Raw genomic sequence first — 21,988 nt, forward strand, 5'->3', positions numbered from 1 at the left:
TCGATGACTGGTCGTCACCTCCCCTCAGCCGCGGGGCCCCCGGCGGGGGGGGGGGCCCCCCCCCCCCGGCGCCCCCGCCCCGCGGGGGGGGGGCGCCCCCCGGGGGCCCCCCCCCACCGCCGTTTTCGTCACGGTTCGCGGACCCACCGGCCCGCGGACCTCCGCAGACCGTTGCGGGGTCCTCCTCGTCCCGGCCGGGATGGTGCGGCAGGATGTCCGGCATGACGTCGAGCGATCGTGACGAAACCACCGGCCCGGTCGGGTCCGGCGGTCTCGCAGGGCCCACCCCGGAAGCCGTCGCCGCGGCCGCGCCGCCGGCCAACACCGTGGTCGTCCCGGCCGACGAGGACCCGGTGGCGGCGGCCGGCAGCGAGGTGATCGGCGGGCCGCCCGGACGCCGGGCGCTGCTCGGCGTCTCCTGGTGGATCCCGGCGCGCTTCCTGGCGCTCGCGGTGATCGTGGTCTCGGTGCTGGGCATGGTGCAGAAGCTGCCCTGCTACGAGCAGGCCTGGTTCCAGCCGGGCTCGCCGCAGTACATCCACGCCTGCTACAGCGACATCCCGCACCTGTTCTCCGGGCGCGGCTTCGCGGCCGGGCTGCACCCGTACGTGGACCGCATCCCGGGCTCCACGGGGGACCTGCAGTACCTGGAGTACCCGGTGCTGACCGGCCTGTTCATGCAGGTCGCGGCCTGGCTGACGCCCGGCGGGGGCGACCAGCAGAGCCAGGAGCAGTGGTTCTGGGCGATCAACGCCGGGCTGCTGATGGCCTGCGCGGTGGTCGCGGTCGTGGCGCTCACCCGCATCCACCGCCGCCGCCCCTGGGACGCGCTGCTGTTCGCGCTCGCGCCCACCCTGCTGCTCAACGGCACCGTCAACTGGGACCTGCTCGCGGTCGCGCTCGCCGCCGTGGCGATGGCCTGGTGGGCCGGCTCCCGGCCGGGCTGGGCCGGCGTCTTCATCGGCCTGGCCACCGCCGCCAAGCTCTACCCGCTGCTGCTGATCGGCCCGCTGCTGGTGCTCTGCTGGCGGGCCGGCAAGTGGCGCGAGTTCCGGGTGATGCTCGGCGGCGCGGTGGGCTCCTGGCTGCTGGTCAACCTGCCGATCATGCTCGCCAACTGGCAGGGCTGGTCGACGTTCTACGTGTTCAGCAAGCACCGCGGCGAGGACTACGGCTCGTTCTGGCTGATCCTGATGCAGGTCCGCGGCGTCGGCCTGGCCGACCTCGACCTCTACATCGGCGTGCTGATGGTGCTGGGCTGCCTGGCCATAGCGTGGCTCGGCCTCTCGGCCCCGCGCCGCCCGCGCTTCGCGCAGCTGGCCTTCCTGGTCGTCGCACTGTTCGTGCTGGTCAACAAGGTGTACTCGCCGCAGTACGCGCTCTGGCTGCTGCCGCTCGCGGTGCTGGCCCGGCCGCGCTGGCGGGACTTCCTGATCTGGCAGGCCTGCGAGGTGCTCTACACCCTGGGCATCTGGTCCCACCTGGGCTTCGTCACCGGGCCCAAGCAGCACGGGATCGGCGAGGCCTGGTACCACTTCGCGATCGGGCTGCACCTGATCGGCACGCTCTACCTGGTCGGCCTGGTGGTCCGCGACGTCCTGCACCCGGAGCACGACCCGGTCCGCTGGGACGGCAGCGACGACCCCTCCGGCGGGGTGCTCGACCACGCCCCGGACGTGGTCGTGCTGGGCAGCGCCCGACGGCTGCGCGAGGAGGAGAGCTACGCCGCGTACGCGCCGGCCGGCCCCGAGCAGTGGCTGAGCGAGCCCGAACTGTCGGAGCCGGCCGAGAGGCCGTGACCCGTCACGCGTGACGGGTCCGGAGGTCTAGCGGTCCACCACGCGGTCGAAGTGCGTGGTGGTGTGGCGGACCTGGAGACCGAGCTCCTCGCCGATCGCGGGGGGCTTGGTCTCGCCGTCCAGGAACAGCAGCGAGACCTGCATGTGCGGGGGCTCGGCGAACCAGAGCTGCTTGCCGGCCCAGTGGAACGGCGACTTGGTCTTGTTCACCGTCGCCAGGCCGGCCCGGGCGATGCCCTTGGCCCGCGAGGCCATGCTCGCCACGTACTTGGGCGCCTCCAGGCCGATGCCGTGCGCGGTGCCGCCCGCGACCACCAGGAGGTGGCCGTCGGCGGGCGCCGGGTGCTGGCGGTAGCCGTAGCGGTCGCCCTTCTTGACCGGGGTGACGTCCAGGACGGTGGCCCGGACCTCCAGCGCGGCGTGGTCGCCCAGCCAGAGCCGGGTGCCGATCCGGGCCCGGAAGACGGTCTCCGGGTAGCGCTGGGCCAGCTGCTCCATGCCGGCCGCGCCGAGGTGGCTGACGAACACGGTGTGCACCGGGATGCCGGCCGCACGGGCGGTGTCCACCCAGTACGCGACCTCCTCGACCGGGTTGGAGCCGTCCGGCCGGTCCATCGGCAGGTGCAGCGCCAGGCCCTCGAAGGAGACGCCGCCCAGCTCGGCGGCGACGGTCTGCAGGTCGGCGGCGCTCACGCCGTGGCGGCGCATGGTGGTCATGCACTCCAGCACCACCCGGGTGCCGTGCAGCGTCCGCAGCGCGTCCACGCTCGCCACCGTGCGGATCACCCGGGCGTGCGGCAGCGGGAGGACCTCCTCGCCGACCCGGTACGGGGTGAGCACCAGCAGCTCGCCGCCGTACCACTCGGCGGCGTCGGCCGCCTCGTACGCGGTACCGACGGCGAGCACACCGGTGCCCAGCCGTGTCGCCTCCTCGGCCAGCCGGTGGTTGCCCAGGCCGTAGCCGTTCCCCTTGGCGACCGGCACCAGGCCGGGGAACTCGGCGAGGACGGAGCGCTGGTGGGTGCGCCAGCGTTCGGTGTCGAGGTAGAGCGACAGCGTCATCGGGTCAGCCTCCTCAGCGGCGGGACATGTAGAGGTCGAGGGCCTTGTGCAGCAGCTTGTTGAGCGGGAAGTCCCACTCGCCGAGGTACTCGGCCGCCTGGCCGCCGGTGCCGACCTTGAACTGGATCAGTCCGAACAGGTGGTCGTTCTCGTCCAGGGTGTCACTGATGCCGCGCAGGTCGTACACCCCGCCGCCGAGGGCGTAGGAGTCGCGCATCATCCGCCACTGGATGGCGTTGGACGGCTTGACCTCGCGCTTGTGGTTGGCCGAGGCGCCGTAGGAGTACCAGACGTGCTCGCCGACCACGAGCATCGTGGTGGCGGCCAGCGGCTCGCCCTCGTGGTACGCGATGTAGAGGCGCATGCGGTTCGGGTCCTCGGCGGTGAGGGCCTTCCACATCCGCTGGAAGTACGACAGCGGGCGCGGGGTGAACTTGTCGCGCTCGGCGGTGACCAGGTAGAGCTGGTGGAAGATCGGCAGCTCGTCGTAGCCGCCCTGGAACACCTCGACGCCGCTCTTCTCGGCCTTCTTGATGTTGCGGCGCCACAGCTGGTTGAAGTTCTTGTGGATGTCGTCCAGCGAGCGGTTGGCCAGCGGCACCTGGAAGACGTAGCGGGGCTGGACGTCGCCGAAGCCGGCGCCGCCGTCCTCGCCCTGCAGCCAGCCGGCCTTGCGCAGCCGGTCGGCCACCTCGAAGGCGCGCGGCTCGTACCAGTCGGCCTCGACGTCGCGCAGCCGCTTGGCCTGCTTGGCGGCGATGGCCTCCTTGATGGTGGGGGCGTTCCAGCGGCGGATGACCACCGGCGGGCCCATCTTCACCGAGAACGCGCCCTGCGACTTCAGGTGCGCCAGCATCGGCGAGAGCCAGCGGTCGAGGTCGCGGTCGAACCAGTCGATGACCGGGCCCTCGGGCAGGTAGGCGAGGTAGCGCTTGAGCTTCGGCAGCTGGCGGTAGAGGACCAGGCCGGCGCCGACGAGCTGGTTGGCGTCGTCGAACCAGCCGATCGACTCGGACCGCCACTCGGCCTTCACGTCACCCCACGACGGCACCTGCATGTGGCTGGCCGAGGCGCGGCTCCTGATGAAGGCGAGGTGCTCCTCGCGGGTGATCGTCCTCAGGCGCAGGCTCATTGCTCGGTGCTCCTCGTCGGTCGGGCTGCATTGGGCCCCGGGTTCTCGGGCTGACCTTATCGTCCGGGGCCCGGGCGCCCGTCGCTGCGGGCACGACGGCGCCCCCGTCGCGTACCTGTCTTCTTCCAGATACGCGGCGGGGGCGTCAGGGGTTCCGGCGGGGCCGGCCCGGAGGGCCCGGATCAGCCCCAGAGGCCGCCGCGGGCGATGCCGAGGTAGAAGCCGACCGCGGAGGCGCCGAGCGAGACCATCAGGACGAAGCGCTCGGCGGTGGTGACCGAGACGAACACGCCCCAGAACCCCGTGACGATCCCGGCCAGGCCGGTCCACGACGTCAGCAGGTGCAGGTTGTAGAAGAACGAGGTGGTGAAGGCGATCACGCCGAAGACGGCGGTCAGTGCCACCAGGGTGTTCTCGCGGGGGTGCGGGTGGCCGTCGGTGTTCAGCGTGAGCGCGGGCATGTGGTGGACGGACTGGGCCATGAGTCCCACCTCCAGGCGTGGAGACGAACGGGCAGGAATCCCGTTCCGTCCAGACTGCGGTGGTTGCGCCGGTCTCACAACCCCTGTGCGTTTTGTTCGGCCGTACGGGTGCGGGTAGGCTGTGCCGTCTGCACTGGTGTAGTTGTGCCCCCTTGCGCCCTCTTCCGGGCGACACCCCTCCGGGGTGTGCGGGGCCGACTGTCGGACCCGCCCGCTACGGTGGGCCGGAGTCGTCACCGCGCCGGTGCCGACGCTACGCACAACCCTCCTGCCACGGAGAGACCGTGGCCGCTGAGTCCAAAGGAGGTGGGTTACCCATGCGTCACTACGAGGTGATGGTCATCCTCGACCCGTCGGTCGAGGAGCGCGCTGTCTCCCCCCTGATCGAGAACTTCCTCACCGTCGTCCGCAACGCGGGCGGCAAGGTGGAGAAGGTCGACACCTGGGGTCGTCGCCGTCTGGCTTACGAGATCAACAAGCAGTCCGAGGGCATCTACTCGGTCATCGACCTCAAGGCCACGCCTGAGGTCGTCAAGGAGCTCGACCGCCAGATGGGCCTGAGCGAGTCGGTTCTGCGGACCAAGGTCCTGCGCCCGGACACCCACTGAGCCACCTCTGAGGCCTTCGGGTCTCGGGTAGCTCGCGTCCGCTGTTTCACGTGAAACAGCGGTGAACGGACATCTTCCCGAGAGGTCATCACCACCATGGCAGGCGAGACCGTCATCACCCTCGTCGGCAATCTCGTCGACGACCCCGAGCTGCGCTTCACCCCGTCGGGTGCGGCGGTCGCGAAGTTCCGCATCGCGTCCACCCCCCGCACCTTCGACCGTCAGACGAACGAGTGGAAGGACGGCGAGAGCCTCTTCCTCACGTGCAACGTCTGGCGGCAGCCGGCGGAGAACGTGGCCGAGTCGCTGCAGCGCGGCATGCGCGTCATCGTGCAGGGCCGACTGCGCCAGCGGTCTTACGAGACCAAGGAAGGCGAGAAGCGGACGGTCTTCGAGGTCGAGGTCGACGAGGTCGGCCCGAGCCTGCGCTCGGCGACCGCCAAGGTCACCCGGGCCAACCGGTCCGGCGGTCCCGGTGGCGGCTTCGGCGGCCAGCAGGGCGGCGGCCAGGGCGGTGGCAACTGGGGCGGCGGTGGCGGCCAGCAGGGCGGCGGCTGGGGTGGAAACTCCGGCGGCCAGTCCGGCCCCTCCGACGACCCGTGGGCTTCCAGCGCCCCGTCCGGTGGCAACCAGGGCGGCGGCTGGGGTGCCCCGTCCAGTGGTGGTGGTGGCGGCGGCTACTCGGAAGAGCCCCCGTTCTAAGAGCTGACAGATTTCGTGCGGCCCGGCCGCCGGCGTCCCCGGACGCCCGCCGGGCCGTGAACCCCAAATGGAGCACACAATGGCGAAGCCGCCTGCTCGCAAGCCGAAGAAGAAGGTTTGCGTCTTCTGCAAGGACAAGGTCAACTACGTTGACTACAAGGACACGAACCTGCTGCGGAAGTACATCTCCGACCGCGGCAAGATCCGTGCCCGCCGGGTCACCGGCAACTGCACCCAGCACCAGCGTGACGTCGCCACGGCCGTGAAGAACAGCCGTGAGATGGCGCTGCTGCCCTACACCAGCACCGCGCGCTAAGAGAGGGTGACCGAGTAATGAAGATCATCCTCACGCACGAGGTGCCGGGTCTCGGCTCCGCCGGCGAGGTCGTCGAGGTCAAGGACGGCTACGCCCGCAACTACCTGGTCCCGCGCGGCTACGCCATCCGCTGGACCAAGGGTGGTCAGAAGGACGTCGACGCCATCCGTCGCGCCCGCAAGATCCACGAGATCCAGACCCTTGAGGCCGCCAACGAGGTCAAGGGTCAGCTGGAGGGCGTCCAGGTCAAGCTGGCCGTCCGTTCGGGTGACGCCGGCCGTCTGTTCGGCTCGGTGACCCAGGCCGACGTCGTCGAGGCCATCAAGGCCGCCGGCGGCCCGGCTGTGGACAAGCGCGCCGTCGCGATCGCCTCGCCGATCAAGACCGTGGGCACCCACAAGGTCTCGGTCAAGCTGCACTCCGACGTCCAGGCCAACCTGGACATCGCGGTCGTCGCTGCCTGAGTTCCGTAGCAGTGGCTTGAGGGCCGGACTCCTTCGGGAGTCCGGCCCTCGGTCGTTCCCGGGGACGGGTGCCGCCGCCGCTGCGGGGGCGGGGTGCCGCTCCGGGGTGCGGGCCCGCTACCCGCGGACGGCTCCGGTGACCAGCCACTCGCCGCCGCGGGCGCGCCAGACCAGGAAGCCCGCGCGGACCAGCATGAACAGGTTCATCGCCCACCAGAGCCCGGCCAGCCCGGCGCCGGTGGCGGGGACGGCGACGGCCGCCGGGGCGAACACCGCGAGCGTCGCGAGCGCCGCCCGGGCCAGGTACGGACCGTCCCCGGCGCCCATCAGCACCCCGTCCAGCACGAAGACCAGGCCGGAGACCGGCTGGCTGAGAGCGAGCAGCAGCAGGGCGGTGTCCAGCTGCGCCTGCACGGCCGGATCGGGCGTGAACAGCGGGACGTAGAGCGGGCGGGCGGCCACCACCAGCAGGCCGAGCACCACGCCGGAGCCGATGCCCCACTCGACCATCCGCCGGGTCGCGGCCCTGGCACCCGGGACGTCCGAGCCGCCGAGGTAACGGCCGATGATGGCCTGGCCGGCGATCGCGATGGCGTCGAGCGCGAAGGCCAGGAAGCTGAACAGCGTCATGGTGATCTGGTGCGCGGCCACCTGGTCGTCGCCCAGCCGGGCGGCCACCGCGGTGGCGATCATCAGCACCGCGCGCAGGCTGATCGTCCGGACCAGCAGCGGGCCGCCCGCCCTCGCGCAGGCCCGGATGCCCGTCGCGTCCGGCCGCAGCGAGGCCCGCTCGCGCCGTGCGCCGCGGACCACCACGACCAGGTAGACGGCGGCCATCCCGGTCTGCGCGAGCACGGTGCCCCAGGCCGAGCCGGCCACCCCCAGCCCGGCGCCGTAGACCAGGCCGGCGTTCAGGCCGATGTTGGCGGTGAAGCCCGCGACGGCCACCAGCAGCGGCGTACGGGTGTCCTGCAGGCCGCGCAGCACGCCGGTGGCGGCCAGCACCATGAGCATCGCCGGGATGCCCAGGGAGCTGATCCGCAGGTACGTCACCGCGTAGGGCGCCGCGGTCGGCGAGGCGCCCAGCACGTCGGCGACCCAGGGGGCCACCAGCAGGGTCAGTAGCACCACCGGTACCGCCAGCCCCAGGGCGAGCCAGATGCCGTCGACGCCCTGCTGCACGGCGCCCCGGCGGTCCCCGGCGCCGATCCGGCGGGCCACCGCCGCGGTGGTGGCGTAGGCGAGGAAGACGAACACGCCGGTCGCGGTGGTGAGCGCGGCGGAGGCCACGCCGACCCCGGCCAGCTGGGCGGTGCCGAGGTGGCCGACGATCGCCGAGTCGGCCATCAGGAAGAGCGGCTCGGCGACCAGTGCGCCGAAGGCCGGGACGGCCAGGGAGAGGATCTCCCGGTCGTGGCGGCGTCTGGAGGGCGTGGCGGTCATGGCGTCCAGGCTACTCATCCACAGGTAACGACTGCCAGGGGTATGTGGTCATTACTCGAAATCCTGACCGGGGCCGTTCGACCACTCTGTGCCCACAGCCATTCGGAGGTGTGTGAAGAATTTCTCATGCACAGGCCCGGGAAGAGGTAATCCCAGGTCAGCAAGTTGACGGTGGATCGATGGTCCGGTTATCCACAGGGACGTCCACAGGGGTGTCCACAGCTTTGCGGCAGTTCTCCACAGGTCGGGGCCGCTCATCCACACCCCCTGTGGATAACCGCCTTGGCGCAAGGGCGTCCGGCGCTTTAGCGTGGGCCCTCCGCCCGACACTCGCACCGCCCCGGCGTCCGATTTGTCGGAGCCGTGGCGTACAAAGAGGAGCGGATCCGCTTCACCCAGCCACCGGCAAGCCCGCTCCAACTCGCACCACTCGCTGATCGGGGAACACGCGTGACCGGCCCCCAGTACGACGACCACGACGCCCCGCCGCCGGAGGAGGACTGGCAGACCGCCGAGGACCCCTTCCCGGCCGGTGCCTTCGACGACGCACCCTTCCCGGACGGCCCCGGCGACCGCCTCCCGGTCTCCCGCGGCCGCGGCGGCCAGGGCGGCGGCCGCGACGGCTTCCAGAAGGACGGCTTCCAGAAGGGCGGCTTCCAGGGCGGCAAGGGCGGCCGGAACGGCTCCTCGCGCGAGGGCGGCCAGCGGGACGGCGGCTGGCAGCGCCGGGGCGAGGGCGACGGCGAGAGCGGGGCGGACGGCTTCGAGCGCGTCCCCCCGCAGGACCTCGCCGCCGAGCAGTCCGTCCTCGGCGGCATGCTGCTCTCCAAGGACGCCATCGCCGACGTGGTCGAGGTGCTCAAGCCCGCCGACTACTACCGGCCCGCGCACGAGATGATCCACGGCGCGATCCTCGACCTCTACGCCCGCGGCGAGCCGGCCGACCCGATCACCGTGGCCGGCGAGCTGACCAAGCGCGGCGAGCTGCAGCGGGTCGGCGGCGCCTCGTACCTGCACACCCTGGTCAACTCCGTCCCGACGGCGGCCAACGCCGAGTACTACGCCCAGATCGTCGCCGAGCGCGGGGTGCTGCGCCGGCTGGTCGAGGCCGGCACCCGGATCGCGGGCATGGGCTACGCGGCCGAGGGCGACGTGGACGAGATCGTCAACTCCGCCCAGGCGGAGATCTACGCCGTCACCGAGCAGCGCACCAACGAGGACTACGCGCCGCTGGCCGACATCATGGAGGGCGCCCTCGACGAGATCGAGGCGATCGGTTCCCGCAACGGCCAGATGTCCGGCGTGCCGACCGGCTTCGCCGACTTCGACGCGCTCACCAACGGCCTGCACCCCGGCCAGATGATCGTCATCGCGGCCCGCCCCGCCATGGGTAAGTCCACCCTGGCGCTGGACTTCGCGCGTGCCTGCTCGATCCACAACAAGCTGCCGAGCGTGATCTTCTCGCTCGAAATGGGGCGCAACGAGATCGCCATGCGTCTGCTCTCCGCCGAGGCCCGGGTCGCGCTGCACCACATGCGCTCCGGGAACATGACGGACGACGACTGGACGCGGGTCGCCCGGCGGATGCCCGACGTCAGCGAGGCCCCGCTGTTCATCGACGACTCGCCGAACCTGTCGATGATGGAGATCCGCGCCAAGTGCCGCCGGCTCAAGCAGCGCAACGACATCAAGCTGATCGTCATCGACTACCTCCAGCTGATGCAGTCCGGCGGCTCCCGCCGGGCCGAGAACCGCCAGCAGGAGGTCTCGGACATGTCCCGTAACCTCAAGCTGCTGGCCAAGGAGCTGGAAGTCCCCGTCATCGCGCTCTCCCAGCTGAACCGTGGCCCCGAGCAGCGCACCGACAAGCGGCCGATGGTCTCCGACCTGCGTGAATCGGGCTCGATCGAGCAGGACGCCGACATGGTCATCCTGCTGCACCGCGAGGACGCCTACGAGAAGGAGTCCCCGCGCGCGGGCGAGGCCGACCTGATCGTCGCCAAGCACCGTAACGGTCCGACCGCGACCATCACGGTGGCCTTCCAGGGCCACTACTCGCGCTTCGTCGACATGACCCGGGACTGACCGGGGGCGCCCCCGGGACTGATCCGGAACCGGGCTGACCAGGGGCCGGCCGGGGGCTGGCCCCGGCCGGGCTGCGATCCCCCGGATGGGCTAGTGTCCGGCGGATGACGATCAAGGGGCCACTGGCCCGACGGGGGCTGCGGCCGGTCGGGCGGCGCGAGCGCGCCGCCGCACCGGGGAGCCGGCTCGGGTGGCTGGACGCCCTGCGCGGGATCGCCGCGCTGGCCGTGACGGCCCATCACTTCGACATCCTGAAGCTGGTCCCGCACGGCGGCACCGTCGCGGCCCACTTCGACCTCGGCTTCTACGGGGTCATGGCGTTCTTCGTCGTCAGCGGGTACATCATCCCGGCCTCCCTGGAGCGGCGCGGTGACGTCCGGGCCTTCTGGATCGGCCGGATCTTCCGGATCTACCCGGCGCTGATCGTCACCGTGCTCTTCGCCGAGCTGGTGCTGCCGCACGCGTACCAGGTCCTCACCTTCGACGGCTACGGGCACGACCTGCTCTGGCTGGGGGGCAACGGCCTGATGCTGACGGACGTGCTGGGCGTGGTGAACGGGCTCGGCATCATGTGGACCCTGACGTACGAGATGCTCTTCTACTTCTTCGTCAGCAGCCTCTTCACGTTCGGCCTGCACCGGCGCAGCGCACCGATCGCGGTCGGGGCGGCGGCGATCGCCCTCGCGCTGGGCGTCCTGATCCCGTCCTACGGCCTGCAGACCAGCCTCGACGCGATCAGGAACCTCGTGGTCGCCGCCGTGGTCATCGTGGTCACGGGCGTGTTCTGCATGCTCAGCGGCCGTGCTTCCCTGGCCCGGACCGGCGGTCTGCTGCTGGGCGGGTTCGGCCTGCTGCTGGTGTTCACCAACGGCCGGACGCCGGCCTACGAGACCTTCACCATCTTCGCGACGATGTTCGCGGGCACGGTGGTCTACCGCGCGCAGCACGGGCAGGTCGAGCGGATCGAGGCCTGGCTGACGGTCGGTTTCGTGGTGGTGGCGGGCGCCCTCGTGGGCCCGATGTACAACCGGGGCGCGATGGCGGACGCGACCTCGACCTTCAGCTGGTCGGCGTGGACCTTCGCCTACCTGGCGGCGTGGGCGTCGTTCGGCGTGTTCTTCCTGCTGCGCAACCGGCGGTTGGCCCGCCCGCTGGTCCGGCTGGGGGCGGTGAGCTACTCGGTCTACCTGCTGCACTGGCCGGTCAAGAGGTTCCTGCTGTGGCGGCTCGGCTGGGACGGCACCCGCTACCCGGAGAAGCTGGCCGCGATGCCGTTCGTGGAACGGTGGTCGTGGGTGCTGGGGTACTTCGCGGTGCTGCTGGCGGTCTGCTGGGCGGTGTACCGGCTGGTGGAGCTGCCGTTCCAGAACCTGGGCCGCAGGCTGACCACGGCGGCGAACCGGCGGTGGCCGCCGCAGCTGCCGGAGGGGCCGGCACCGGCGGCGGCGGTGGCCGTCGTCCCGGCGCAGGCCCCGGGCCCGGCGGCGGAGCCCGAGCCGGCGCTGGTGGCGGCGGGCCCGGGCGGTGAGGGATCGGAAGGGCCGGGGAAGCCGGGCGACTGAGCGGGGCCGGGCAGCGGGAGGGTTCCCGCTGCCCGGCCCCGGTCGGTGGCGCGTCGGTGTCCGCCGGTCAGATGGTCACCGTGGCGCGGAAGACGGTGCCGGCCGCGCTGGAGAGGCGGGTCGGGGTGCCGGTCGCGGGGAGGAAGGCGGAGCCGCCGCGGGCGAGCTCCAGGACGCTGCCGTCGGCGGCGGTGAGCCGGACACCGCCCTCGGTGCAGAGCAGGATCTGCGGGGTGCGGCCGTCGATCGTGCGCTCGACGCCGTCCAGCGTGAACCGGGAGAGCCGGAACTCGTCGATCGGGACGGGGTAGAGCTCCTCGCCCGGGGTGTCCCCGACCTGGACGGGGGCCACCACCTCGGGGGCGCCGCTCTCGAAGACCACGACCTTCAGCAGCTCCGGCACGTCGATGTGCTTCGGGGTGAGGCCGGCCCGCAGCACGTTGTCGGAGTTGGCCTGCAGCTCGACGCAGACGCCGGACAGGTAGGCGTGCGGCACCCCGGCGCCCAGGTAGAGCGCCTCGCCGGCCCGCAGCCGGACGTGGTTGAGCAGCATGCCGGCGATCAGGCCGCGGTCGTCCGGGAAGTCCTTGGCGATCCGGGCGTACGGGGCGTAGTACCAGTCCGGGTCCCCGGTGTCGTACTCCGCCAGCGTCTCGGCGGTCTCCCGGACGGTCTTCGCGGCCGTCTCGTCGTCCATGGTGAGGATGGCGGCCAGGGTGCCGCGCAGCGCCTCGGCCTCGTCCTCGACGCCCAGCAGGTCGATCAGCGGCTCCAGGCCGTTCACTGAGAGCCGGGCCATCAGCTCGGCCGCCTCGGCGGGCCCGCGGAAGCCGCACAGGCCCTCGAAGTCGCCCAGTGCGCAGACCATTTCGGGCTTGTGGTTGGCGTCGCGGTAGCTGCGCTCGGGGGCGTCCGGCGGGATGCCGAGGGCGTTCTCGGCGGCGAAGCCGGCGCGGGCCTGGTCGAGCGTGGGGTGCGCCTGGATCGACAGCGGGGTGCCCGCGGCGAGGACCTTGAAGAGGAACGGCAGGGTCGGGCCGAACCTGGCGACGCTCGCGGCGCCCAGCTCACCCTCGGGATCGGCCGCGATCAGCTCGTCCAGCCGGCGCGGGCCGTCCCCGCGGTCGGCGCGGGACGGGTCTCCGGGGTGGGCGCCCATCCACAGCTCGGCCTGCGGCTCGCCGGTCGGCTGCTGCCCGAGCAGTTCGGGCAGGGCCGTGAGCGACCCCCAGGCGTACGGGCGGACGGTGTTGACGAGCCTGTCCATGCGCGCGGTCCTACTCCTTCACGGTCTGTGCGGGCGTGCCGGATCGCCGGGGGCGAGCCCGGCGGTGCGGGCGGTCCGGGCACGGGCAAGGGCATCGACCCTAGCCGAACGGTGTCACCCACGGGGAAACGGTGGGCGTCCGGTGGGAGTGCCATGGGCGGACCGGTGGTTCCCGGGCGCGGTAGTAGGATGCCAGCACGCAGTAGTCTCCGCCCTGCGCGCAGTTCTCCACCGTGACCACCCCGTCGGAGGGCAGCCGGTGGAGCCGCGTTCCAGCGTGCGGGCGACGGTGCTGTGAGATTCCCCGCCATCGGCCGAGAGGTTTGTACGTGACCGTGAACCAGCAGAGTTTTGCTGATCTCGGCAGGGTCCTGGTGATCATCCCGACCTACAACGAGGCGGAGAACGTCGAGCGGATCGTCGGCCGGGTCCGCGCCGCGGTGCCCGAGGCACACGTGCTGGTCGCCGACGACAACAGCCCCGACGGCACCGGCGAGCTGGCCGACAAGCTGTCCGCCGAGGACCCCAACGTGCACGTCATGCACCGCAAGGGCAAGGAGGGCCTGGGCGCCGCCTACCTGGCCGGCTTCCGCTGGGGCATCGACAACGGCTACGACGTCCTGGTCGAGATGGACGCGGACGGCTCGCACCAGCCCGAGGAGCTGGACCGGCTGCTGGGCGCGCTGCGCGGCGCCGACCTGGTGCTGGGCTCGCGCTGGGTGCCGGGCGGCCGGGTGGTGAACTGGCCGAAGTCGCGGCTGCTGCTCTCGCGCGGCGGCTCGACCTACTCCCGGCTGATGCTGGGCGTGCCGATCAAGGACGTCACCGGCGGCTACCGGGCCTTCCGCAAGGAGACCCTGCTGGGCCTGGGCATGGACGAGGTCGCCTCGGCCGGGTACTGCTTCCAGGTCGACCTGGCCTGGCGCACGGTGAAGGCCGGGTTCAAGGTCGCCGAGGTGCCGATCACCTTCGTCGAGCGCGAGCTGGGCGCGTCCAAGATGAGCCGCAACATCGTGGTCGAGGCGCTGTGGCGGGTGACCTCCTGGGGTCTCTCCGACCGGCTGGCCCGGCTGCGCGGCGCCCGGAAGCGCTGAACGACCGGCGCGGGAAGCGCCGATGACAACGGATCCACGTGTGTGAGGGGCCCGTCCGCTGGTGACAGCGGGCGGGCCCTTCCGCATGTCCGGGCGCATGTCCGGGCGAGTGCGCGGGCGCATGCGAGCGCGAGGGCAGGGCCCGGCGCGCGGTGGCGCCGGCAGGCCCTCCGGGGTCAGCAGCCGCCGTTCTTGAGCGCGCTCTCCGGCAGGTAGCGGTCGGCCCAGACGGCCAGTTCGTTCAGCGCGGGCTTGAGCGCGATGCCGCCCTCGGTGAGCCGGTAGCTGACCCGCAGCGGCGGGCCGGCGTCGACCTCGCGGACCACCAGCCCGGCTTCGGCCAGCTCCGTCAGCCGGTCGGAGAGCATCCGCTCGCTGATGCCCGGGACGGCGCGGCGCAGCTCGGAGAAGTAGGCCTGGCCGCTGTTGTTGAGCACGCCCAGGAGCATGCCGGTCCAGCGCTTGCCGAGCAGGGTGAACACCCGGCCGAGGGCCAGGTCGACGTTCTGGCAGGCGTCCCGGGCGGCGGCGTCGCACGCGTCGGGGGCGGTCGGGGCTCCGTCGGTCACTACCTCGTGCTGGGCCATGGACCCAGGGTACTCGACCGGCACTAGTGACTGCAGAAAAGTAAGCTGCTACCGTACTTACAGTTGCAGCGAAATCAGCAGCTACTTATTCTCTGGAGGCCCTGCCATGCCCACGCTCCTGCACATCGACTCCTCCGCGATCACCGACGGCTCCGTCTCCCGCGAGGTCACCGCCGCGTTCCGGGCCGCCTGGGAGGCCGAGCACCCCGAGGGCACGGTGATCTACCGGGACCTCGCCGCCGCCCCCGTCCCGCACCTGGACGCGCACGGCATCACCGCCGGATTCGCCCCGGCCGAGACCCACAGCGCCGAGCAGGCCGCCGCCTTCGCGCTGCGCGAGGAGCTGATGGCGGAGCTGGAGGGGGCCGACGCCGTCCTGATCGGCAGCCCGATGTACAACTTCACGATCCCGTCGACCCTCAAGGCCTGGCTGGACCAGGTGGTCCTGATGGGCCGCACCGCCGGCGAGGCGCCCTCCGCCAAGGGCACCCCGGTCACCGTCGTCGCCTCCCGCGGCGGCTCGTACGCGCCCGGCGCCCCGCGCGAGCCGTTCGAGTTCGTCACCACCTACCTGGAGAAGGTCCTGGCCGACGGGCTCGGGCTGGAGGTCGACTTCATCGTCCCGGAGTTCACCATGGCGCCCGTCGTCCCGGCGTTGGCCGAGTTCATCCCGAACGCCGCCGAGTCCAAGGCCCGGGCCCTGGAGCAGGCCGCCCTGCGGGGCAAGGAACTCGCCGCCCGGGCCGCGGTGTGACCGTGACGTGAGCCGGAGGCGTGCCCCGCCGGGCGCGCCTCCCGCGCATTCGGGCACCGGTACTCCCATGCTGTAGGGCGCAGGAAGACCGTCCGCCGACCAGAGGGAGCAAGCCCGTGACGTCGTCCCCGCCCGAGGAGAGCGCCGGCGCGGAGCGTGCGGGCGCCTCATCCGCCGTGCCCCCGGAGGCCGAGCGCTCCGCCCGGCCGCTGGAGGTCGCCGTCTTCACCGGGCCCGAGTCGGCGTTCTTCGCCACCTCCACCCTGATCCTCGGCGAGCGGACCGCGATCCTGGTCGACGCCCAGCTCACCCGCAGCGCCGGGCGGGAACTGGCCGAGTGGGTCGCGGGCAAGGGCCGCCGGCTGCTCGCCATCGTCGTCACCCACCGGCACCCCGACCACTACTTCGGTGCCGAGGAGGTGCTGAAGCTCTTCCCCGACGCGCAACTCCTGGCCGCGCCCGCGGTGGTCGAGGGCATCCGGACCACCGCCGCCGCCAAGGTCGCGCAGTGGAAGCCGGTGTACGGCGACGACATCCCCGACCACCCGCTGATCCCCGCCCCGCTGCTGCCGCAGCCGCTCATGCTGGACCGCCAGGTGATCCCCGTCCTGCTGCTCGGCCAGGGCGACTGCGCGGACTCCACCGTCGTCCACGTGCCGAGCATCCGGACCGTGATCGCCGGGGACTTCGTCTACAACGGCACCCACGTCTGGACCGCCGACACCACCCCGGCCCAGCGCACCACCTGGGGGCACAACCTCGGCCGGATCGCCGACCTCGGCGCGGACCGGGTGATCGCCGGGCACCGCGCCCCCGACCAGGGCGACGACGCGGCCCGGGTGCTCGCCTTCACCGGCGAGTACCTGAAGGACTTCGACCGCCGGCTGGCCGAGCACCCGCACGACCCGGAGGCGCTGGTGACCGCGATGAACCGGCGGTACGGCGAACTGACGCTGCCGGCCATCCTGGAACTGGGCGCGGCGGCCAACACCGCCCGGGCGGCGGAGGAGGACGGGATCATCGACGCGGAGATCGTCGAGGACGACCAGGACGAGTAGGTCCCGCCACGGCGGGGCGGATACTGGCCGCATGACGCCGTACGACGTGATCGTTCCGGCGGGCGGGGCCGCGCGGCGCCTCGGCGGGGCCGACAAGCCCGGCCTGACGGTCGGCGAGACCACCCTGCTCGACCGGGTGCTCGCCGCCTGCGCGGACGCCCGCACCACCGTCGTGGTCGGCCCCGCCCGGCCGACCGTGCGCACCGGCGTCCGCTGGACCAGGGAACAGCCGCCCGGCGGCGGGCCGGTCGCCGCCGTCGCGGCCGGTCTCGACCTGGTCACCGCGGACACCGTGCTGCTGCTCGCCGCCGACCTGCCGTTCCTGGACCGGCGGACCGTGCACCGGCTGGTCGAGGCCCTGGACGGGGCCGGGCCCACCGTGGACGCCGCCGTGCTGGTCGACGCGGGAGGTCGCGACCAGCCGCTCGCCGCCGCCTACCGCACCGCCCCGCTGCGCGCCGCGCTGGCCGCCCTCGGCGACCCGGCGGGCCGACCGCTGCGCCGCCTGGTCGGCGGGCTGGCCCGGCTGAGGGTCGCCGACATCGACGACGTCGCGTACGACTGCGACACCTGGGAGGACCTGGAGCAGGCCCGCGAGCGGGACCGGAGCTGAACCTCACGACGCGGGCCGCCGGACTGTGAGGGAAACGACGCGCCCCGCACACGGGGCGAACACCTCCGGGAAACCGCCGATCAGGCAGCATGGGCGCATGGAGCGCACGCTGGATGACTGGATCGCCGAGGTCAAGGCCGACCTGGGCATCGACCTGGACGTCGACGTCCGAGGTCTGCTCGACACGGCCCGGGTGGTCGCGCACGGGGTGGCCCGGCCGGCCGCGCCGCTGACCGCCTTCCTGGTCGGCTACGCGGCCGCACAGCGGGGCGGCGGGCCGGAGGCCGTCGCCGAGGCCGCCCGGCGGACCGAGGAGCTCGCCGAGGCGTGGGTCGCCGCCGACCGGCCGGGCGAGCAGTGAGTGCGGTCGGGCAGACCACCGTGGCCGCCCCGTCCGCCGACCCCGCCGTACCCGGCTGGTCCCGCGCCCGCGAGACCGCGCGCCGGGCCGGGCTGCGCCCGCTGCCCGGGATCGGACTGCCGCTGGCCGAGGCGCTCGGCCACACCCTCGCCGAGCCGCTCGGCGCGCTGACCGACCTGCCCGCCTTCGACACCTCCGCGATGGACGGCTGGGCGGTCGCCGGGCCCGGCCCGTGGCGGGTCGCCGGCCGGGTGCTGGCCGGACCGGCCGAGCCGGCGCCGCTGGCCGACGGCACCGCCGTGGAGATCGCCACCGGCGCCCAACTGCCGCCCGGCGCCACCGCCGTCCTGCGCCGCGAACACGGGCGGACGGAGGGCGCGCTGCTGCGCGACTGCGGCCCCCGGCAGTTGACCACCGGGCAGGACGTCCGGCCGCGCGGCCAGGAGTGCCGCCGGGGCGAGGAACTGCTGCCGGAAGGCACCCCGGTCGGGCCGGCCGTGCTCGGCCTGGCCGCCGCCTGCGGCCACGACCGGTTGGTCGTGCGCCGCCGACCGCTCGTCCAACTGCTCGTCCTCGGCGACGAGTTGCTCGCCTCCGGGATCCCCGGGCCGGGCCTGGTCCGGGACGCGCTCGGGCCGCTGCTGCCGCCCTGGCTACGGGCCGCCGGCGCCGAGGTCGCCGAAGTGCGCCGCGTGCGCGACGACTTCGGGCTGCTCAGGGACGCGCTGCGGCACTCCACCGCCGACGTCGTGGTCACCACCGGCGGGACGGCCGCCGGACCGGTCGACTTCCTGCACCGGGCGCTCGCCGAGGCCGGCGCCCGCCTGCTGGTCGACGGCGTCGCCGTCCGGCCCGGGCACCCCATGCTGCTGGCCGAACTGCCCGGCGGGCGCCACCTGGTCGGCCTGCCCGGCAACCCGCTGGCCGCCGTCGCCGGGATGGTCACGCTCGCCCTGCCCCTGCTGCACGCCCGCAGCGGCCGGGCGGTCGGCGCCCCCGCCCTCGCACCCGCCGCGGCCGTACTGCCCGGGCACCCGGCGGACACCCGGCTGCAGCCCGTCCGGCGCACGGCCGAGGGCGTCGTCCCGCTCGCCTTCGACGGGCCCGCGATGCTGCGCGGTCTGGCCCGGGCCGAGGCGCTGGCCGTGGTCCCGCCCGGCGGGGCGGCGGTGGGGGAGACGGTCGAACTGCTGGAGGTCCCGTGAGCCGGCGAAGCCGGTCGGGCGGATGAGCCGGCCCCGACGCGTCCGGGAGGCGGGGGCCGAGCCCTGGGCGGACGCCGGGATCGTGCTGCCCGCCCGCCGGGCCGCGCCCGCCCTGCGGCAGGTGGGCTCGCGGCTGCTGCTGGCGCTCGCGGTGCTGGTCGTCACCACACTGCTCGTCTACGCCGACGGGGCCGGCTACAACGACAACGCCGGCGGCGGGGTCAGCTTCCTCGACGCGGCGTACTACGCCACCGTGACGCTCTCCACCACCGGGTACGGCGACATCACCCCGTACAGCGACAGCGCCCGGCTCACCAACATCTTCGTGATCACCCCGCTGCGCGTGCTGTTCCTGATCATCCTGGTCGGCACCACCCTGGAGGTGCTCACCGAACGCACCCGCCAGCAATGGCGGTTGAACCGCTGGAGGTCCACCGTGCGCGAGCACACCGTCGTCATCGGGTACGGGACGAAGGGCCGCAGCGCCGTCGACACCCTGCTGGGGCAGGGGGTGAAGAAGGAGGAGATCGTCGTCGTCGACCCGCAGCGCAAGGTGGTCGACCAGGCCGCGCAGCACGGTCTGGTCGGAGTGGTCGGCGACGCCACCCGCACCGACACCCTGGTGCGGGCCGCCCTGCCCACCGCGGCCCGGGTGGTGGTCGCGCCGGAGCGGGACGACACCGCCGTGCTGATCACGCTGACGGCACGCCAGTTGAACAAGGGCGCCACCGTGGTCGCCGCCGTGCGGGAGGACGAGAACGCCCCGCTGCTGCGGCAGAGCGGCGCCGACGTCGTGGTCACCAGCTCCAGTTCGGCCGGGCGGCTGCTCGGGCTGTCGATGCTCAGCCCGCGCGCCGGGGCGGTGATGGAGGACCTGCTGACGTACGGCACCGGGCTGGACGTGGTGGAGCGCCCGGTCACCCGGGCCGAGGCCGGGCACGGCCCGCGGGAGTGCGCGGATCTGGTGGTCGCGGTGGTCCGCGGTCGGCGGGTGATCAACTTCAACGAGCCGGAGGCCGCCGTGCTGCAGCTCACCGACCGGGTGATCGTGATCAGGTCGAACGGTTGACGCGGCGTCGACGGGCCGGTGCGGCGCCGAAGGCGCTCGCGGCGTCGGCCGGACGGCGCGGGCCCCGCCCAGCGGACCGCCCTGGCCGGTGAACCGCCCTGACGCGCAGTAGGTTCGGGGCATGCATGCGATGACGATTCCCGTACCCGGCGGCCCCGAGGCACTGGTGTGGGCCGAGGTGCCCGATCCGGTGCCCGGTGAGGGCGAGGTCCTGGTCGAGGTGGCGGCCACCGCCGTCAACCGTGCCGACCTGCTCCAGCGGCAGGGCCACTACAACCCGCCGCCCGGCGCCTCGCCGTACCCGGGGCTGGAGTGCGCCGGGCGGATCGTCGCGCTCGGGCCGGGCGTCGCCGGCTGGGCGGTCGGCGACGAGGTGTGTGCGCTGCTGTCCGGCGGCGGCTACGCGCAGCGCGTCGCGGTGCCGAGCGGGCAGCTGCTGCCGATGCCCGCCGGGCTGAGCGCGGAGCAGGCCGCGGCGCTTCCGGAGGTCGCCTGCACGGTGTGGTCCAACGTCTTCCTCACCGCGCACCTGCGGCCCGGCGAGACCGTGTTGCTGCACGGCGGTGCGAGCGGCATCGGGACCATGGCGATCCAGCTGGCCAAGGCGGTCGGCGCCCGGGTGGCGGTCACCGCGGGCAGCGCGGCGAAGCTGGCCCGGTGCACCGAGCTGGGCGCGGACATCGTCATCGACTACCGCGAGCAGGACTTCGTCGAGGTGCTCCGGGAGGCCACCGGCGGGGCCGGCGCGGACGTGATCCTGGACATCATGGGCGCCAAGTACCTGCAGCGGAACGTGGACGCGCTGGCGGTGAACGGGCGGCTGGTGATCATCGGGCTGCAGGGCGGGGTGAAGGGCGAGCTGGACCTCAACGCGCTGCTGCGCAAGCGGGGGGCGGTGATCGCCACCAACCTGCGCGGGCGGCCGCTGGCGGAGAAGGCGGCGATCGTGGCGGCGGTGCGGGAGCACGTGTGGCCGCTGGTCGAGTCCGGGGTGGTGAAGCCGGTGGTGGACCGGGTGCTGCCGCTGACCGACGCGGGCGAGGGGCACCGGGTGCTGGAGGCCGGGGAGCAGGTCGGGAAGGTCGTGCTGCGGGCCTGAGACGGCGGCGGGGGTGCGGCGGTCGGCGCCGATGCTGCCCGAAATGCCCGGATTGTCGGATCGTGCGAGGCTGGTCCGGAGCTGTCCCGCCGCCGACCCCGCCCCCGGGCGCGGTCGGCCGTCGGAAGGACTCCGACCGTGGCCGCATCTCCGCACGCGTTCCTCGGGCCGCTGCCCGTGGCGCCGCACCACCGTCGTACCCGCCGCATCCTCCGTACCCGTCGCCTGCCGTGCCCGGTCCGCGCCCAGCGGCTGTTCGCGGCGGCCGTGCTGGGGCTCGCCCTCCCGCTGGCCGCCGCGACGGCGGCGGTGGGGATGCCGTCGCCTTCGGCGGGGGTGTCGCCGCTTCCGTCCCCCTCTCCGGCTTCTCCGGCGTCTCCGGCGTCTCCGGCTTCTCCGGCGTCTCCTGCCTCTCCCGCTTCTTCCGCTTCTCCCGCGCCGATGCCGGGCAGCGATCCGGGCGAGGCGGGGGCGGGGGCGGAGGTGGACTCCGAGGAGCCGGCGGTCGCCCCGACCGCGCACAAGCCGGCCGCCGCGCCGCCGCAGCACCCGGCACCCCGCCCGTACCAGGGCGACGACCTCGCCAAGCTCCACCGGCACCGACCGGCGTCGCTGCCGGAGCGCCCGGACGCCACCGTGGACCAGGCGCCGGACCAGGCGACCGGCCGGGCTCCCGACCAGGCCGCCGGCCAGGCCGCCGATCAGGCCGGGGCACAGGCTCCCGGCCAGGCCGCCGGACAGGCTCCCGACCAGGCCGGCGCACAGGCTCCCGACCAGGCCGGCGCACAGGCTCCTGACCAGGCCCAGGCCCAGGACCAGAGCGCGGAGGCCGATCCGGACGGCTCGGACCCGGCGGCCGCCGGTGACGCCGTCGCACCGGACGCCGTCACGGCCGCCCCCGGCCGACCCGTCGCGGCCGTCACCATCCCGGTCGTCCTCCCCGCCCGCTGGCAGGACGCCTCCACGACCCAGCTCCCGCTCGGCGTCGGCCTCGGGCTGATCGGCTGCGGCCTGGGGCTGATCGGCGTGAAACTGCGGAAGGGCTGAGCCCGCCGGCCGGAGCCGGGAGCCGGGAGCCGGGAGCCGGGAGCCGCGGCGGGCGGCGGGGGCGGGCGGGTGTCACCCGCCGTGGCCGGGTGGGTACGGGCGGGATCGACGTGCCCGGCGTCCGGTGCGGGTGGGGGTGGAGGTTCGGTGCGGGTTCCGTGCGGCGGGAGCGTCGGCGG

General features: G+C 73.4%; 20 protein-coding genes and 1 pseudogene. 15 read left to right on the plus strand and 6 right to left on the minus strand.

Translation table 11 applies throughout. The features are described from left to right. Positions 1 to 221: 221 nt before the first annotated feature. Positions 222 to 1,799: a glycosyltransferase family 87 protein gene (locus ABT048_RS36555; RefSeq protein WP_350525928.1), complete on the plus strand. Its 1,578-nt coding sequence runs from the start codon at positions 222 to 224 to the stop codon at positions 1,797 to 1,799. Positions 1,800 to 1,826: 27 nt separating this feature from the next. Here ABT048_RS36555 and ABT048_RS36560 read toward each other — a convergent pair whose 3' ends face one another. The 3 genes from ABT048_RS36560 to ABT048_RS36570 all read right to left on the minus strand — a co-directional run bounded on the left by ABT048_RS36560 (position 1,827) and on the right by ABT048_RS36570 (position 4,475). Continuing rightward, complete coding sequence (locus ABT048_RS36560; RefSeq protein WP_350525929.1) at positions 1,827 to 2,861, minus strand: alanine racemase; 1,035 nt, start codon at positions 2,859 to 2,861, stop codon at positions 1,827 to 1,829. A 13-nt stretch (positions 2,862 to 2,874) separates the two neighbouring features. Continuing rightward, positions 2,875 to 3,993, minus strand: coding sequence for a lipid II:glycine glycyltransferase FemX (locus ABT048_RS36565; protein ID WP_350525930.1), 1,119 nt, complete (start codon positions 3,991 to 3,993; stop codon positions 2,875 to 2,877). A gap of 182 nt (positions 3,994 to 4,175) precedes the next feature. After that, positions 4,176 to 4,475, minus strand: a complete 300-nt coding sequence (locus ABT048_RS36570; protein ID WP_350525931.1) for a hypothetical protein — start codon at positions 4,473 to 4,475, stop codon at positions 4,176 to 4,178. 317 nt (positions 4,476 to 4,792) lie between these two features. Between ABT048_RS36570 and rpsF the strand changes: the two genes are divergently transcribed. The 4 genes from rpsF to rplI all read left to right on the plus strand — a co-directional run bounded on the left by rpsF (position 4,793) and on the right by rplI (position 6,565). Further along, complete coding sequence (gene rpsF / locus ABT048_RS36575; RefSeq protein WP_063348486.1) at positions 4,793 to 5,083, plus strand: 30S ribosomal protein S6; 291 nt, start codon at positions 4,793 to 4,795, stop codon at positions 5,081 to 5,083. A 96-nt stretch (positions 5,084 to 5,179) separates the two neighbouring features. After that, positions 5,180 to 5,785 carry a single-stranded DNA-binding protein gene (locus tag ABT048_RS36580; protein WP_350525932.1) on the plus strand — a complete coding sequence of 202 codons (606 nt, stop codon included), beginning with the start codon at positions 5,180 to 5,182 and terminating at the stop codon, positions 5,783 to 5,785. 79 nt (positions 5,786 to 5,864) lie between these two features. Further along, positions 5,865 to 6,101, plus strand: a complete 237-nt coding sequence (gene rpsR / locus ABT048_RS36585; protein ID WP_030059640.1) for a 30S ribosomal protein S18 — start codon at positions 5,865 to 5,867, stop codon at positions 6,099 to 6,101. A 17-nt stretch (positions 6,102 to 6,118) separates the two neighbouring features. Further along, complete coding sequence (rplI, locus tag ABT048_RS36590; RefSeq protein ID WP_350525933.1) at positions 6,119 to 6,565, plus strand: 50S ribosomal protein L9; 447 nt, start codon at positions 6,119 to 6,121, stop codon at positions 6,563 to 6,565. Between the two features lie 117 nt (positions 6,566 to 6,682). Here the strand turns inward: rplI and ABT048_RS36595 are convergent, their stop codons facing one another. Further along, a complete protein-coding gene (locus ABT048_RS36595; protein WP_350525934.1) occupies positions 6,683 to 8,008 on the minus strand; it encodes an MATE family efflux transporter in 1,326 nt (441 codons plus the stop codon). Positions 8,009 to 8,458: 450 nt separating this feature from the next. Here ABT048_RS36595 and dnaB point away from each other — a divergent pair, with 450 nt between their 5' ends. Both dnaB and ABT048_RS36605 read left to right on the plus strand, forming a co-directional pair. Next, the gene (gene dnaB, locus ABT048_RS36600) at positions 8,459 to 10,093 is read left to right on the plus strand and encodes a replicative DNA helicase (protein ID WP_350525935.1); all 1,635 of its coding nucleotides are present in this window, start codon (positions 8,459 to 8,461) and stop codon (positions 10,091 to 10,093) included. A 104-nt stretch (positions 10,094 to 10,197) separates the two neighbouring features. Then, positions 10,198 to 11,655, plus strand: coding sequence for an acyltransferase family protein (locus ABT048_RS36605; RefSeq protein WP_350525936.1), 1,458 nt, complete (start codon positions 10,198 to 10,200; stop codon positions 11,653 to 11,655). A gap of 67 nt (positions 11,656 to 11,722) precedes the next feature. Here ABT048_RS36605 and manA read toward each other — a convergent pair whose 3' ends face one another. After that, positions 11,723 to 12,922: a mannose-6-phosphate isomerase, class I gene (gene manA / locus ABT048_RS36610; RefSeq protein ID WP_350525937.1), complete on the minus strand. Its 1,200-nt coding sequence runs from the start codon at positions 12,920 to 12,922 to the stop codon at positions 11,723 to 11,725. 329 nt (positions 12,923 to 13,251) lie between these two features. On the opposite strand from manA, the gene ABT048_RS36615 reads away from it, so the two are divergent. After that, on the plus strand, positions 13,252 to 14,016 hold the full coding sequence (locus ABT048_RS36615) for a polyprenol monophosphomannose synthase (protein WP_350525938.1): 765 nt from the start codon (positions 13,252 to 13,254) through the stop codon (positions 14,014 to 14,016). A gap of 176 nt (positions 14,017 to 14,192) precedes the next feature. Here the strand turns inward: ABT048_RS36615 and ABT048_RS36620 are convergent, their stop codons facing one another. After that, positions 14,193 to 14,603, minus strand: coding sequence for a winged helix-turn-helix transcriptional regulator (locus ABT048_RS36620; protein WP_350525939.1), 411 nt, complete (start codon positions 14,601 to 14,603; stop codon positions 14,193 to 14,195). A 106-nt stretch (positions 14,604 to 14,709) separates the two neighbouring features. On the opposite strand from ABT048_RS36620, the gene ABT048_RS36625 reads away from it, so the two are divergent. The 7 genes and pseudogenes from ABT048_RS36625 (at position 14,710) to ABT048_RS36655 (ending at position 21,809) form a co-directional block, all read left to right on the plus strand. Continuing rightward, entirely contained in the window at positions 14,710 to 15,357 is a 648-nt protein-coding gene (locus ABT048_RS36625; RefSeq protein WP_350525940.1) for an FMN-dependent NADH-azoreductase, read from the plus strand. Positions 15,358 to 15,473: 116 nt separating this feature from the next. Beyond that, positions 15,474 to 16,415 (plus strand): MBL fold metallo-hydrolase, encoded by a 942-nt coding sequence (locus ABT048_RS36630; protein WP_350525941.1) that lies wholly within the window; start codon positions 15,474 to 15,476, stop codon positions 16,413 to 16,415. Positions 16,416 to 16,446: 31 nt separating this feature from the next. Then, positions 16,447 to 17,389: pseudogene (locus ABT048_RS36635) on the plus strand (NTP transferase domain-containing protein). Continuing rightward, positions 17,386 to 18,594 carry a molybdopterin molybdotransferase MoeA gene (locus tag ABT048_RS36640; protein ID WP_402806255.1) on the plus strand — a complete coding sequence of 403 codons (1,209 nt, stop codon included), beginning with the start codon at positions 17,386 to 17,388 and terminating at the stop codon, positions 18,592 to 18,594. The pseudogene ABT048_RS36635 and the gene ABT048_RS36640 overlap by 4 nt, the downstream one beginning before the upstream one ends. A gap of 22 nt (positions 18,595 to 18,616) precedes the next feature. Then, positions 18,617 to 19,663, plus strand: a complete 1,047-nt coding sequence (locus tag ABT048_RS36645; RefSeq protein WP_350525942.1) for a potassium channel family protein — start codon at positions 18,617 to 18,619, stop codon at positions 19,661 to 19,663. Positions 19,664 to 19,784: 121 nt separating this feature from the next. Continuing rightward, entirely contained in the window at positions 19,785 to 20,762 is a 978-nt protein-coding gene (locus ABT048_RS36650; RefSeq protein WP_350525943.1) for an NAD(P)H-quinone oxidoreductase, read from the plus strand. A 441-nt stretch (positions 20,763 to 21,203) separates the two neighbouring features. Then, positions 21,204 to 21,809 (plus strand): hypothetical protein, encoded by a 606-nt coding sequence (locus tag ABT048_RS36655; protein ID WP_350525944.1) that lies wholly within the window; start codon positions 21,204 to 21,206, stop codon positions 21,807 to 21,809. Positions 21,810 to 21,988 lie beyond the last annotated feature (179 nt).

Source organism: Kitasatospora sp. NPDC096140, from assembly GCF_040303045.1.
Classification (GTDB): Bacteria; Actinomycetota; Actinomycetes; order Streptomycetales; family Streptomycetaceae; genus Kitasatospora.

Bases quoted from the DNA above. Each gene is read 5' to 3' on its own strand.
- ABT048_RS36555 (WP_350525928.1), top strand. From the start codon at position 222: ATGACGTCGAGCGATCGTGACGAAACCACCGGCCCGGTCGGGTCCGGC.
- ABT048_RS36560 (WP_350525929.1), bottom strand. From the start codon at position 2,861: ATGACGCTGTCGCTCTACCTCGACACCGAACGCTGGCGCACCCACCAG.
- ABT048_RS36565 (WP_350525930.1), bottom strand. From the start codon at position 3,993: ATGAGCCTGCGCCTGAGGACGATCACCCGCGAGGAGCACCTCGCCTTC.
- ABT048_RS36570 (WP_350525931.1), bottom strand. From the start codon at position 4,475: ATGGCCCAGTCCGTCCACCACATGCCCGCGCTCACGCTGAACACCGAC.
- rpsF (WP_063348486.1), top strand. From the start codon at position 4,793: ATGCGTCACTACGAGGTGATGGTCATCCTCGACCCGTCGGTCGAGGAG.
- ABT048_RS36580 (WP_350525932.1), top strand. From the start codon at position 5,180: ATGGCAGGCGAGACCGTCATCACCCTCGTCGGCAATCTCGTCGACGAC.
- rpsR (WP_030059640.1), top strand. From the start codon at position 5,865: ATGGCGAAGCCGCCTGCTCGCAAGCCGAAGAAGAAGGTTTGCGTCTTC.
- rplI (WP_350525933.1), top strand. From the start codon at position 6,119: ATGAAGATCATCCTCACGCACGAGGTGCCGGGTCTCGGCTCCGCCGGC.
- ABT048_RS36595 (WP_350525934.1), bottom strand. From the start codon at position 8,008: ATGACCGCCACGCCCTCCAGACGCCGCCACGACCGGGAGATCCTCTCC.
- ABT048_RS36605 (WP_350525936.1), top strand. From the start codon at position 10,198: ATGACGATCAAGGGGCCACTGGCCCGACGGGGGCTGCGGCCGGTCGGG.
- manA (WP_350525937.1), bottom strand. From the start codon at position 12,922: ATGGACAGGCTCGTCAACACCGTCCGCCCGTACGCCTGGGGGTCGCTC.
- ABT048_RS36620 (WP_350525939.1), bottom strand. From the start codon at position 14,603: ATGGCCCAGCACGAGGTAGTGACCGACGGAGCCCCGACCGCCCCCGAC.
- ABT048_RS36625 (WP_350525940.1), top strand. From the start codon at position 14,710: ATGCCCACGCTCCTGCACATCGACTCCTCCGCGATCACCGACGGCTCC.
- ABT048_RS36645 (WP_350525942.1), top strand. From the start codon at position 18,617: ATGAGCCGGCCCCGACGCGTCCGGGAGGCGGGGGCCGAGCCCTGGGCG.
- ABT048_RS36650 (WP_350525943.1), top strand. From the start codon at position 19,785: ATGCATGCGATGACGATTCCCGTACCCGGCGGCCCCGAGGCACTGGTG.
- ABT048_RS36655 (WP_350525944.1), top strand. From the start codon at position 21,204: ATGCCGGGCAGCGATCCGGGCGAGGCGGGGGCGGGGGCGGAGGTGGAC.